The organism is Streptomyces xanthochromogenes (genome assembly GCF_014650455.1).
Lineage (GTDB): Bacteria > Actinomycetota > Actinomycetes > Streptomycetales > Streptomycetaceae > Streptomyces > Streptomyces xanthochromogenes.
In genome coordinates this window covers 399,515-412,318 of record NZ_BMUZ01000006.1, presented here as the reverse complement: position 1 = coordinate 412,318, position 12,804 = coordinate 399,515, and the positions used below count along the sequence as shown (strand labels likewise).

At 70.4% G+C, this 12,804-nt stretch carries 12 protein-coding genes; 10 read left to right on the top strand and 2 right to left on the bottom strand.

Annotation, left to right across the window (positions count from 1 at the left end):
* The first annotated feature begins 6 nt into the window (after positions 1 to 6).
* The 3 genes from IE267_RS18635 to IE267_RS18625 are packed head-to-tail and all read left to right on the top strand — an operon-like array spanning position 7 to position 2,445.
* On the top strand, positions 7 to 912 hold the full coding sequence (locus IE267_RS18635) for a glutamate ABC transporter substrate-binding protein (protein ID WP_373304566.1): 906 nt from the start codon (positions 7 to 9) through the stop codon (positions 910 to 912).
* 7 nt (positions 913 to 919) lie between these two features.
* Positions 920 to 1,564, top strand: coding sequence for an amino acid ABC transporter permease (locus tag IE267_RS18630; protein ID WP_100575132.1), 645 nt, complete (start codon positions 920 to 922; stop codon positions 1,562 to 1,564).
* Positions 1,561 to 2,445 carry an amino acid ABC transporter permease gene (locus IE267_RS18625; protein WP_189763982.1) on the top strand — a complete coding sequence of 295 codons (885 nt, stop codon included), beginning with the start codon at positions 1,561 to 1,563 and terminating at the stop codon, positions 2,443 to 2,445. Before IE267_RS18630 ends, IE267_RS18625 begins: the two co-directional genes overlap by 4 nt.
* Positions 2,446 to 2,500: 55 nt before the next feature.
* On the opposite strand, the gene IE267_RS18620 is transcribed toward IE267_RS18625, so the two are convergent.
* Both IE267_RS18620 and IE267_RS18615 read right to left on the bottom strand, forming a co-directional pair.
* Positions 2,501 to 4,111 (bottom strand): CocE/NonD family hydrolase, encoded by a 1,611-nt coding sequence (locus IE267_RS18620; protein ID WP_189763981.1) that lies wholly within the window; start codon positions 4,109 to 4,111, stop codon positions 2,501 to 2,503.
* A 111-nt stretch (positions 4,112 to 4,222) separates the two neighbouring features.
* On the bottom strand, positions 4,223 to 5,518 hold the full coding sequence (locus IE267_RS18615) for a L,D-transpeptidase (RefSeq protein WP_189763980.1): 1,296 nt from the start codon (positions 5,516 to 5,518) through the stop codon (positions 4,223 to 4,225).
* A 179-nt stretch (positions 5,519 to 5,697) separates the two neighbouring features.
* Here IE267_RS18615 and IE267_RS18610 point away from each other — a divergent pair, with 179 nt between their 5' ends.
* The 7 genes from IE267_RS18610 (at position 5,698) to IE267_RS18580 (ending at position 12,799) form a co-directional block, all read left to right on the top strand.
* The gene (locus tag IE267_RS18610; RefSeq protein WP_189763979.1) at positions 5,698 to 6,858 is read left to right on the top strand and encodes a lipid II:glycine glycyltransferase FemX; all 1,161 of its coding nucleotides are present in this window, start codon (positions 5,698 to 5,700) and stop codon (positions 6,856 to 6,858) included.
* 59 nt (positions 6,859 to 6,917) lie between these two features.
* Positions 6,918 to 8,495 carry a murein biosynthesis integral membrane protein MurJ gene (gene murJ / locus IE267_RS18605; RefSeq protein ID WP_229861321.1) on the top strand — a complete coding sequence of 526 codons (1,578 nt, stop codon included), beginning with the start codon at positions 6,918 to 6,920 and terminating at the stop codon, positions 8,493 to 8,495.
* 34 nt (positions 8,496 to 8,529) lie between these two features.
* Positions 8,530 to 9,219, top strand: coding sequence for a response regulator (locus tag IE267_RS18600; protein ID WP_189763977.1), 690 nt, complete (start codon positions 8,530 to 8,532; stop codon positions 9,217 to 9,219).
* Entirely contained in the window at positions 9,216 to 10,679 is a 1,464-nt protein-coding gene (locus tag IE267_RS18595; protein WP_167152578.1) for an ATP-binding protein, read from the top strand. The genes IE267_RS18600 and IE267_RS18595 overlap by 4 nt, the downstream gene beginning before the upstream one ends.
* A complete protein-coding gene (locus IE267_RS18590; protein WP_189763976.1) occupies positions 10,676 to 11,179 on the top strand; it encodes a hypothetical protein in 504 nt (167 codons plus the stop codon). The genes IE267_RS18595 and IE267_RS18590 overlap by 4 nt, the downstream gene beginning before the upstream one ends.
* 128 nt (positions 11,180 to 11,307) lie before the next feature.
* Positions 11,308 to 11,910 (top strand): hypothetical protein, encoded by a 603-nt coding sequence (locus tag IE267_RS18585; protein WP_167152576.1) that lies wholly within the window; start codon positions 11,308 to 11,310, stop codon positions 11,908 to 11,910.
* Between the two features lie 115 nt (positions 11,911 to 12,025).
* Positions 12,026 to 12,799, top strand: a complete 774-nt coding sequence (locus IE267_RS18580; protein WP_167152575.1) for an alpha/beta fold hydrolase — start codon at positions 12,026 to 12,028, stop codon at positions 12,797 to 12,799.
* Positions 12,800 to 12,804 lie beyond the last annotated feature (5 nt).

Here is a 12,804-nt window from a genome sequence, read left to right as displayed (position 1 = left end):
GCAACGATGATGGCCACACGACGCGCGCTCGCCGCGCTGTTGCTCGCACTGGCCCTGGCCGGCTGCGGAAAGTCGGGCAGCCCGCCGGTGAAGGGCCCGAAGGCCGAACTGCTCCCGCACTACACGGTCGCCAAGGACTTCAGCCTCCCGGACTCCTCGGTGTGGCGGCGGGCCAAGAACCGCGGGCACCTGATCGTCGGCGCCAAGGAGGACCAGCCCTACCTCGGCGAGAAGGACCCGGCCACCGGCGTCTACACCGGCTTCGACATCGAGATCGCCAAGATGATGTCGGCCTCGCTCGGCTTCGAGCCGTCGTCCATCCAGTTCAAGACGATCGCCTCGGCCAACCGCGAGACCGCCCTGCAGAACGGCCAGATCGACTACTACGTCGGCACCTACACCATCAACGACAACCGCAAGAAGCTCGTGGGCTTCGCGGGCCCGTACTACATGGCGGGCCAGGGACTGCTCGTGCGCACCGACGAGAACGGGCTCACCACGCCCCAGGACTTCGACGGCAAGCGCGTCTGCTCGGCGGCCGGTTCGACCCCGTACCAGCGGATGGAGAAGGACTACCCGAAGGTCGACATGGTCGCGTACGACACCTACTCGGTGTGCGTGGACAACCTCCTCACCTTCCAGGTCGACGCCGTCACCACCGACGACACCATCCTGAGCGGCTACGCGGCCAAGGTGCCCGACGAACTCAAGGTCGTCGGCAAGCCGTTCTCCAAGGAGCCCTACGGCATCGGCGTCCCCAAGAGCGACAACGCGCTGCGGTTCGCGCTCGACGACGCCATCGAGGCCCACGAGAAGAACGGCGACTGGAAGAAGGCGTACGACGCGACGCTCGGCCTCTCGGGCCGGCCGCCCGCCCCCGCCCCGCCCATCGACCGCTATCCGGCGAGCTGAGGCCGCAATGGACGTACTCACCAAGAACTTCTCGCTGTACGGCAAGGGCTTCCTCGGCACCGTCGAACTGACCGTCTACGCCTCGGTCCTGGCCCTGGTGCTCGGCTTCGTCATGGCGTCCTGCCGGGTCTCGCCGGTCGGCTCGTTCCGGGTGCTCGGCACGGTGTGGGTGACCGTGCTGCGCAACACCCCGCTGACGCTGCTCTTCTTCGCCGTCCTGCTCGGCCTGCCCCGCTTCGGCCTGGTGCTGCCCTTCCAGCTCTTCGCGGTGATCGCCCTCGGCTGCTACACCTCGTCGTTCATCTGCGAGGCGCTGCGCTCCGGCATCAACACCGTGCCCAAGGGCCAGGGCGAGGCGGCCAGAAGCCTCGGGATGACCTTCGGGCAGACCCTGTCCACGGTGGTGCTTCCGCAGGCCTTCCGGTCCGTGATCCCGCCGATCGGCTCCACGCTGATCGCGCTCGCCAAGAACTCCGCGATCGCCGGGGCGTTCAGCGTCACCGAACTCCTCGGCACGTACAAGACGTTGAGCGAGCTCGGCTACAACATCATCTGGACGTTCGTCTGGATCGCGATCGGCTACCTGATCATCACCCTCTTCATCAGCGCCGTCTTCAACGTCCTCGAGAAGCGCTGGGGAGTCGCCCGATGAAAGCGCCACTGGCCACGGAGTCCACCGCCCTCTACGACATCCCCGGCCCCAGGACCCAGCAGCGGCACCTGGTGTACGGGATCATCTCGACGATCCTGATCCTCGCCCTGTTCGGCTGGCTCGTCTATCTCCTGTTCGACACCGACCAGTTCACCGCGGTCAAGTGGCGGCCCTTCGAGTACAAGGGCATCCAGGAGCTGCTCCTTCGCGGGCTCGGCAACACGCTGCGGGCCTTCGCGTTCACCTCGGTGCTCTCGATCGCGCTCGGCGCGGTGCTCGCGGTCGGCCGGCTCTCCGACCACCGGCCGCTGCGCTGGATCGCCACCGTGCTCGTGGAGTTCTTCCGCGCGATGCCGGTCCTGGTGATGATCTTCTTCATCTTCGTGGCCCTGAAGGTGCAGCCGCTGCCCGCCCTGGTGGCCGGGCTCACGCTCTACAACGGGTCGGTGCTCGCCGAGGTCTTCAGGACCGGCGTCAACTCCGTGGAACGAGGCCAGAAGGAGGCGGCATTCTCACTCGGCATGCGCAAGACGCAGGTCATGACGTACGTGCTGGTCCCGCAGGGAATCCGGGCGATGTTGCCGACCATCATCAGCCAGCTGGTGGTCGCCCTGAAGGACACGTCGCTGGGCTATCTGATCACCTATGAGGAGTTTCTGCACGCGGGAAAGCTCATCGCGTCGAATCTCGACTACGATTTGCCGTTCATCCCCGTGGTGATGGTGATCTCGCCGATCTACATCGGGATGTGCATGCTGCTCTCCTGGTTCGCCACCTGGATGGCCAGGAGACAGAAGCGCAATCCCAAGACGGAGGCCGTGGACGTCGCACCGGCCGAACCAGGGACCCTGCTGCCGAGGGGGGTCCCCCCTGGACCTTGAGTCCTTGGGGGAGCAGTAGCTGAGGGGCAAGAACCCACCCGGCAGCAGCCGGTGATCACTTCTCGCGGAGAGGGACCGTCAGATGCGACGGGTCTGACGCGGGCGAGGAGAAGGTCAGCTGCGCGCCGAGCGGGTTGTGCTCGATGTAGAGCGGGTCGACGGTGTCCACCACCAGTGCCAGACGATGGCCGGCCGGAACGTCGTACGACGTGGAGGAGAGCTCCAGGTCGACGGGGAACGGGCGGCCGGGTGTCTGGCCGTGGAAGGTGTAGGGGGCGTTGCTGACCAGCTTGCCGAGGCCGAGCGGGCCCACGTCGTAGAGGTATGCGACGAGGGTGCCGCTCTCCTTGGTGGAGGTGAGCGTCGTGTGCAGCTTCGCGGTCCCGCGAATCCTGCGGTCCTCGCCGTACGCACCCGACTGCCACACCGCCGCGAACGACCGCGGCAGCAGCGGGATGGACGCCATCGGCGGCAGCTTCGCGAACTGGTCCAGGAGGCTGGACAGGAAGATGACCCCGCCGTCCGCGCCCGAGTCGACGTTCGCCGTGATCTTCTTCGTGCCGGAGAGCGCCAGGTCCTCCTTGGCCGGGCCGACCGCCTGCCAGCTGGGATAGCCCTCGTAGGAGCCGTCGGTACGGGACTTGAGCTGGACCGGCTGCTCCTTGTCGATGCCGTTGTCGGCGCCCTTGAGGTAGTGGTCGAACCAGCGGTGGGCGTCCGTCCACACGTCGTTGGGCAGCCCGAGCAGACCGGTCGCCTCGGCCGTGGCGTGGTCGCCGGGGCGGAACTCCAGGCGCTTGGGGCCGGTCAGTCTGCCGAAGAAGTCGGCGTACTGGTTGGGCGGGAAGAGGCTGTCGCCCCAGGCGTTGCCCAGCATGAGGGCGGCGCCGTTGCGATTGATCTGGTCGACGTAGGCGGCGGGCGAGCGCTTCCGGCCCCAGTCGATCATGTCCTGTTCCTTGGCCAGGTCGGAGCCGAGGAACTCCTTGAGGATCCGGTCGAGTTCGGCGCTCGGGCGGCCGGTGATCTGCCCGGCGGCGCCCAGCAGGGCCGCGGCCTGGAGGTGCTGGGTGCGGCCGCTGTAGATGGACCGGATGAGGTCGGCCCAGCCGCTCATCGCCACAACTGCCTTGATGCGCTTGTCGTGTCCGGCCGCGAGCAGGCTGATGCCCGCGCCGTAGGAGACGCCGCCCATGCCGATCCGGGCCGGGTCGGCGGGGGTGTTGGCGAGCGCCCAGTCGATGACCGCCGACACGTCGGCGATGTCCGGCGGCCCCGCGACCTCGATGCTGCCGCCCGAGAGCCAGAAGCCGCGCGAGGTGTAACTCACCACCGTGTAGCCCGAGTCGGCGAGCTTCTGGGCCTGGGCGAGGTACTCGATCTGCGGCAGGCCCCAGCTCGTCGGGAAGACGACCAGCGGGTACTTGTCGCCGGTCTTCGCCCCGGCGGGCGTGAACACATTGCCCTTGAGGGTGATCTCGCCGGAGCCGGGGATGTCGTGGAACGTGAGGCTGCTGCCGCTCGCCGGGGCGGCGGCGGTGGCTCTCGCCGGGGCCGCCGTGGCCGCCGGGGCGAGACCGAAGGCGGCGCCCGCGAACAGGGCCGCGACGGTGACCGCCACCGCCGTGGTCCTGGATGGGCGGCCGGACGGGTGGTGGGGGGCCATGAATCGCTCCTCGCGTGCGCCGGTGCAAAGTGACCCGACGGTAACCGCGGAGCCTTACCTGGGGTAACTGGTCGGTAAGTTACGCGAGGGTAACGATTATTGGACGCGGTGTCAGTTACCGGTGGTGCCGGTGCTCCCCGTGGTGCCGGTGTTCCCCGCCGCGCCCGCGAGCGCGCTCTTCGCCTTCCAGGCGTCGTACGTCAGATTCCACTCGCCGTAGCCGTTGTTGAGGGCCTGGGTGCCCTTGGCGTCGTCGCCGGTGATCTCGAACGGGTCGCCCACCTGTACCGAGTCGTAGACGAACTTGGCGTTGGCGTCGCTCATGCCGATGCAGCCGGAACTCTTGTTGGCGGAGCCGAAGTACGAGGCGTTCCACGGCGCCGCGTGGGCGTACATGCCCGACCAGGTGAGCCGCATCGAGTAGTCGACCATCTTGTCGTAGGCGTCGCCGAGGCCGACGGTCTCCGACTTCATGTTGATCGTCCCCTCCTTCGACATCAGGACGGTCTTGCCGCGCCAGGACGCCTTCTCGCCGCCGGGGGTGCCGGCCGACATCGGGACGTCCTTGACCAACTCGCCGTCGCGGAACAGCTTCAGGTGGTGGCTGTCGAGGTCGATCTTCACGAGCTGGTTCTTGCCGACGGTGAAGCCGGTCTTGTAGTCCTTGGTGAACCAGCCGCCCGAGGGGCCCGAGTCGACGCCGTTGAGGTTCGCCTCCAGGGTCACCTTGGTGCCGGACTTCCAGTAGTCCTTGGGGCGCCAGTCCACCCGGGACTTGCCGGAGTAGTCCTCCATCCAGCCCCAGGAACCCTCGGTGTTGTTCGACGTCGTCACCTTCAGCTGCTTCTCCACCTCGGCCTTGTTCTTCACCGGGTGGTCGAACACGATCGAGAGCGGCTGGCCGACGCCGACGGTGGAGTCCTTGCCGGGCGCCAGGGTCAGCTTGTTGATTTTGTCGGGGGCCGCCGTCGCGAACTCGGCCTTCGCGCTGCCGCCCTTGTCGTCCTTGGCCTCTACGCTGTACGAGGTGCTGGGCGCCGCCGTGCGGACCGAGGTCCAGGACTTGCCGTCGGCCGACAGCCTGCCGTCGAGCCTGCCGCCCTTGGCGTCGGTGACCGACACCGTCTGGAGCCTGCCGTCGGCGAGCGTCACCTTCACCGGCTCGCCGGCCTTCGCCTGCTTACCGGTCAGATTCACCGAAATCTCGGTCTTCTTCTGGGCCTTGAGATCGGACTTCGCGTCACTGGACGAGGAGTCGCCGCCCCCGCAGGCGGTCAGCGCCGCGGCCAGGACCGCCGTTCCGGCGATGGCGGCGATACGGGCCGGACGGCGGGGCAGGGTGTGACGGCGTATGCGGCTCAACTGGAAAACCTCCGTTGCAAATGCTTTTCCGTAGGTGAGAGTCATCGATTGGACTTTAGGTTGCGGGACTCGCCGGAAAACTCTCAATTCGTTGTGTGACGAGGACCGCAGAGGAATGGTCATCGTCCCGTCACATACGCCGCGCGGCCCCGTCACGGACCGCTGTGAGCATCCTGTGAACCCCCGGAGGACCGACGACGGGGCGCACTTGGGAGGCCACGGACGTGTCCGCACTGCTGGTGACCGATGACCGGGATCAGGACGCCGGGGTCCGCGGACTCGGCACCGCCGAGTACCGCTCCTTTCTCGCGAGCCGCGCCGACGTCAGCTTTCTGCAGTGCCCGTCGTGGGGCGACGTGAAGGACCAATGGGTCGCCGAAAGGGTCGGATGGTCCCTTGACAACGGCGAATTGACCGGTGCCGCCCAGATCCTCTACCGACAATTCCCCGGCACCCGTAAATACTTCGCCTATCTGCCGGAAGGCCCGGTCGCCGACTGGGCCGACCCGGACATCGACCGCTGGCTCCAGCCGTTGCTGCGCCATCTGCGCAGGGCCGGTGCCTTCGCGGTACGGATCGGGCCCACGCCCGCCTACCGCCGCTGGGACGCCGCCCGCCTCAAGGCCGCCACCGGAGCCGGCCGCAGGATCGGCGACATCCTGGCCACCGAGGTCGACCCGCTCGGCTCCGCCGTCGCCGAGCGGCTGCGCACCCGCGGCTGGAGACGCTGCGGCGGGGACGACCACGGCGACGCCGACGCACAGCCCCGCCACGTCTTCCGGCTGCCGCTCTTCGGACGCGGCACCGAGCAGCTGTGGGCCGGGCTCAACCAGGAGTGGCGGCGCAACGTGCGCACCGCCCACAATGCCGGGGTGCGGATCGTGACCGGCACCGCCGCCGACCTCCCGGAGTTCTACCGGCTCCTGCGGATCACCGAGGAACGCGACGGCTTCCGGCTCGGCCGCTCCCTCGCGTACTACCGGCGTCAGTACGAGGCCCTCAACGCCGAGCAGCCGGGTCGGATGCGGCTGTGCCTGGCCGTCCACCGCGGTGAGGTGCTCGCCGCGCACACCATGATCACGGTCGGCCGGCGGGTCTGGTACCAGACCGGCGCCTCCGCCGACCACCGCCGCGAGGTCCGCCCCAGCAACGCGCTCCAGTGGCAGATGATCCAGGACGCCCACGCGCTCGGCGCCGAGGTGTACGACATGCGCGGGGTACCCTCCACTCTCGATCCGCAGGACCGGCCCTTCGGCCTCCTGCGCTGGAAACTCGGCACCGGCGGGCAGGTCGTCGAGACGCTGGGCGAGTGGGAGACATCCATGGGCGGGACCACCAACAACGCGCTGTACCGCGCCTTCCAGGCGTACCTGGCGCGCCGGTGACCGCGACCGCGACGACCACCGTCACCAAGGGTTCCGCGCTGCTGCGCAGCAGCGCGCTGATGGCGGCGGGCTCCGTCGTCTCGCGCGCGACCGGCTTCGTGCGCTCCGCGGTCGTCGCGGCGGCCCTCGGTGTCGGGCTGCTCGGCGACGGCTACGCGGTCGCCAACAACGTCCCCAACATCCTCTACATGCTCCTCATCGGCGGCACCCTCAACGCGGTCTTCGTGCCCGAGCTGGTGCGGGCCGCCAAGGAGCACGCCGACGGCGGGGCCGCCTACACCGACCGTCTCATGACCGCCTGCACCACCGCGCTCGTCGCCGTCACCGCGCTCGCGGTGGCCGGGGCCCCCTGGATCGTCGGCGCCTACACCGACTACAGCGGCGGCCAGGCCGACCTCACGGTCGCACTCGCCCGCTACTGCCTGCCGCAGATCCTCTTCTACGGCCTGTTCACGCTGTTCGGCCAGGTCCTCAACGCGCGCGGCCGGTTCGGCGCCATGATGTGGACGCCGGTGCTCAACAACCTCGTCGTCATTGGGGTGTTCGGGCTCTACCTCGCCCTCGCCGCCGGTGGCTCGGGCACGCTGAGCGCGGGCGATGCCCGGCTGCTCGGCTGGGGCACCACCGCGGGCATCGCGGTCCAGGCCCTCGCACTCGTCCCCTCGCTGCGCTCGGCCGGCTTCCGCTGGCGCCCCCGCTTCGACTGGCGCGGCAGCGGGCTCGGGCGGCCGCTGCGCTCGGCGGGCTGGGCGGTGCTGCTCGTCGTCTCCAACCAGCTCGCGTACTGGGTGGTGACCCGGCTCGCCACCACGGCCGGGGCCCGGGCGGCGGCCGAGGGCGTCGCCGGGGGAGCGGGCTACACCGCGTACACCAACGCCTATGTGCTCTGGATGGTGCCGCACGGCATCGTCACCGTCTCCCTGGTCACCGCCCTCATGCCGCGCATGAGCCGGGCATCGGCCGACGGTGACCTCGCCGGGGTGCGGTCGGACGTCTCCTACGGTCTGCGCACCTGCGGCGCGATGATCGTCCCCGCCGCGTGCGCGCTGTTCGCGCTCGCACCCTGGATCCTCGCCTCGGTCTTCGAGTACGGCAGGACCGGCGCGGCCGACATCACGGTGATGGCGGGCATGCTCATGGCGTTCGCCCCCGGACTGATCGCGCTCTCGGGGCAGTACGTCCTGTCCCGCGGCTTCTACGCGCTCGGTGACACCCGCACCCCGTTCCTGCTGAACCTCGTCATCGCCGGGGCGAACGCGGCCCTCACCTTCGTCGCCCACCTGACGCTGCCCCCGCGCTGGGCGGTGACCGGCATCGCCGGTGCCTACACGGTGGCGCTCCTCGCGGGGCTCGCGGCCACCGCGTACACCCTGAACCGCAGGCTCGGTGGCGGCCCGCTGCTGCGCTCCCCGGCGCTGCTCGCCCATCTGCGGCTGCTGCTCGGCTGCGTGCCCGCCGCGGCGCTCGGCCACGCGGCGGCCCGCTCCACCGACGGGCTCGGCAGTGTCGCCGCGGCCGGCGCCGGAACCGTGACGCTCGTCGTCGCGCTCGCGCTGCTCGCCCGGCCGCTGGGGCTCACCGACATCAACGCCGTACTCGACAAGGTGCGCGGCGGCGGCAGACACCGAGCCCGGTGACGGGACAAATGAGACGGTTGGGATACTGACGCCTATGCCACGCGTGCTCCTCATCGAAGACGACCCCTCCGTGCGCGAAGGGGTCGAGCTCGGCCTGCGCAGGCGGGGCCACGAGGTGCTGGCCGCCGGGACGGGTGAGGCCGGACTCGCCTCGCTGAAGTCCTTCCACCCCGATCTGGTGCTGCTCGACCTGATGCTTCCGGGCATGAACGGCGTCCAGGTGTGCCGGAAGGTACGCGAGACCAGCCAGCTGCCGATCATCATGCTCACCGCGCGCGGCGACGACTTCGACGTGGTGATCGGGCTGGAGGCCGGCGCCGACGACTACATCGTCAAGCCCGCCCGCACCGAGGTCATCGAGGCCCGCATCCGGGCCGTACTGCGCCGCCTCGCCGACCCGGTCACCCGCTCGGGACCGGAGTTCCACGGCGAGCTCGCCCTGGACCGGGCGGGCCTGACCGCCGCTCGCAACGGCGAGCGCCTCGCGCTCGCCCCCTCCGAGTTGAAGCTCCTGCTGCACCTGGCCGCCTCGCCCGAGCAGGTCTTCAGCCGTCAGCAACTCCTCGAATCGGTGTGGGAGCACAGCTACCACGGCGACGCCCGCCTGGTCGACGCCTGCGTGCGGCGGCTGCGCCAGAAGCTCGGCGACACCGCGGGACCCGACGGGGCACCCCGCTACATCCAGACCGTGCGCGGCTTCGGCTACCGCTTCGGTCCGCTGTGAGGTTCCCCCGCCGCCGCGCCCTGCGCCCCGGCCTGCGCACCCGTCTGATCGCGGCCTTCCTCCTGGTGGCCGCGATCAGCGCCGTCACGACCGCGGCCCTCACCTACCAGTCGGCCCGCTCGGCCATCCTCAAGCAGGCCCAGGACCAGGCCATCGAGCAGTTCCGCGAGCAGATAGGCACCGAGTACTTCGCGCTGCCCACCTCCACCGCGGCGCTGCAGAACGCCTGCCGCACCCTGGCCCGGGCCGGCAAGCCGCATCCCTGGTTCGTGTTCGCGGAGTACGGCACCCTGCGCGCCTCCTCCACCAACCGGCCGACCTCCACCGTGATCACCGACGAACTGCGCCGCAGGACGCACGCGAACGCGCACGGCTCGTTCCAGCGGGTGATTCAGGACGGCACCCCGTACCTGACCATCGGCATGCCGGTGATGTTCGACTCCTTCACCGACCAGCGCAGCGGGGTCTACCTGTACGCCGTGATGGACCTCACGACGGAGGGCGTCACCATCCAGGCCATGGTCACGGCGGCCAAGAACGGCGCGCTGCCCGCCCTCGCCATCGCCGTGGTCCCGGCCCTGCTCGCCGCCCGCAGCGTGCTGCGCCCGGTACGTGATCTGCGGCGGGCCGCGAGCAGCATGGGCAAGGGCAGGCTCGACACCCGGATCGAGGTCAAGGGGTCGGACGAACTCGCCGATCTTGCCTGGACGTTCAACGAGTCGGCGGAGGAACTGGAGCGTTCCGTCGAGGAGTTGCAGAAGGCGGAGGCGCGGGCGAGGCGCTTCGCCTCCGACGTCTCGCACGAACTGCGCACCCCACTGGCCGGCATGCTGGCGGTGACCGAGGTCCTCGACGAGGACGCCGACGGGCTCGACCCCGACACGGCCCGCGCGGTCCGCCTCATCTCGGCCGAGACCGGCAAGCTCGCCACCCTCGTCGAGGACCTGATGGAGATCTCCCGCTTCGACGCCAAGGCGGCCGAGCTCAACGCCGACGAGGTCGACGTCGGCGAGACCATCCGCAAGACCCTCCAGCGACGGCACTGGCAGGACCGTGTGATCACCCAACTCCCGGACGGCGTACGGGCGATGATCGACCCGCGGCGCTTCGACATCGTGGTGGCCAACCTCGTCGGCAACGCACTGCGGCACGGCTCGGAGCCGGTGACGGTACGGCTGCGCCCGGGAGCCGGCGACGGCCCCCTGGTGGTGGAGGTCGCCGACCGCGGGCCCGGCATCGACGCGGCTGTGCTTCCGCACATCTTCGACCGCTTCTTCAAGGCGGACGCGGCCCGTACCCGCTCGGCCGGCAGCGGACTGGGGCTCGCGATCACGCTGGAGAACGTGCGGCTGCACGGTGGCACGGTCCGGGCCGCGAACGGGCCGGAGGGCGGCGCGGTGTTCACGGTCGAGCTGCCCGCCGGTGTGCTCGGGGACGCTCCCGTGGAGGCCGCCCGATGAGGCCCGGGTCCACCGGGCTGCGGGGGCTGCGGGCCCTGGCCGCACTCGCCCTGCTCCCCGTCGGGCTGTTCGCGGCGGGCTGCGGCATCCAGTCCACCGATGTCGTCGCGGTGGGCGATCCCGCGACCGCGCAGGCGATGCCGCCCGCCCAGGGCGCCACCGTGCTGTACTTCGTGGGCGCCGACGGATTGCTGCCCGTGGTGCGCCCGGGCACCCCCCGGCCGGTCCTGCCCCTGCTCTTCGGGGGCCCGGACGAGGACGAGCGGGCCGCCGGGCTGCGCAGTGAACTGCCGCCGCTGCGGGGCGCGTTGAAGATGGCCGTCGAGGAGGGCGGGGTGACGGTGGTGCTCGGCCAGGACGTGTCGGGGCTCACCCCGCTCGCCCAGCGGCAGATCGCCTGCACCGCCCTCCAGATGGCGGCGCGCGGCCCGCGCCTCAAGGCGACGATCCTCGGCAACGGCTCCCCGAGCTCGCTGAGCCCGCTCGCCTGCTCGCCCTGACCGGGGCCGCCGCCCGGCCCACGTCCCCGGTGGGCCCGACGTCCGGGGCGCAGAGCTGTTGACTTCAATTCAGTAAACCCGTGGGTAACACTCTGGCGTCCGGGCCGCCGACCCACCAAGCTCTGCGTGTGGAGAATTCAGCCAACGCAACAAGGCCCACGGCCGCCCCGATGGTCCTCAGGCTGCGGCGTGCCCTGCTGTGGGTCCCGCTCGCCTCGGTCGTGGTGCTCGCGGTCTGGTACATCGCCGCCGCCGCGATGTTCGACGGCCCCAACGGCGGTGTCGCGGGCCCGGTGATGGCCGTCGCGGGTGTGTTCCTGCTGCTCGCCGCGGGCACCGCCCTGGGCTATCTGCTGCGCCCGCTGCGGATCGACGTGGACGACGACGCCTTCACCGTCCGGCTGCCGACCTGGCTCGCGGGGCGCATCGACTGGGACGAGGTGAACGCCGTGACCGCCGTCGCCGTGCGGACCGACCGGCGCGTCCGCCGCTTCCTCGTCGTGGACCTGCGCTCACCCGCGCTGCCCTACGGCAGCCGCCCCCGGTCCATGTACCGGCGCCTGGCACCCGTCCTCGGCCGCGCCAAGGGCACTCACGGACTCTGCTTCGAGGAACAGCTCTTCGACTTCGACGCGGCCCAAGTCCTCACCGTGGTGCGCCCGTTCGCGCCCGCGGAGGTCACCGTCGAGGACCGGACGGCGGAACCGGCCGACAGCCACTGGCAGTTCTGACGGGCTTCTTGCCTCGTGGCAGGGCGACCGCCACCGTGTACGCGTACGTCTCGCACGCCGACAGCACCACCGCGAGCACGTACGCCGACGACCGCTGCCCGGAATCGGAGTGCACATGGCCGGATTCACGCTGCCCCACACCCTCCACGGCGACGGCCCGCACCGGGTCGTCGCCGTGCACGGCTGGCTCGCCGACCGCGGCGACTACGCCGCCGTCCTGCCCGACCTCGACGCCGCCGTGTTCACCTACGCCTTCGTCGACCTGCGCGGCTACGGGGAGGCCAGGAACGCCTCGGGGGCCTTCACCACGAGCGAGGGCGCACTCGACGTCCTCGGACTCGCCGACCGGCTCGGCTGGCATCGGTTCTCGATGATCGGGCACTCGATGGGCGGTGCCGTCGTCCAGCGCGTCCTGGCCGCGGCCCCCGACCGGGTGCGGCGCATGGTGGGGATATCGCCGGTCCCGGCCAGCGGAATGCCGATGGACGAGGCGACCCGCGCGCTGTTCACCGGGGCCGCCGAGCACCCCGCCAAGCGCCGGGCCATCATCGACCTCACCACCGGAGGCAACCGCCCCGACGCCTGGCTCGACCGGATGACCCGCCGTTCGACGGAGCGCAGCGACCCGAAGGCGTTCCGCGCCTGGCTCGACTCCTGGTCGGGCGAGGACTTCCACGAGGAGACCGAGGGCTCCCCGGTACCTGCCCTCGCGGTGACCGGCGCGCTCGACCCGGCCGTCAACGCCGAGTTCCTGCGCGGTACTTGGCTGCGCTGGTACCCCGCGGGCCAGCTCGTCGAACTGCCCTTCGCCGGGCACCACGCCATGGACGAGGCGCCGCTCGACCTGATCCGTACCGTCGAGGACTTCCTGCGGGCCGACCATGTCTGACCCGG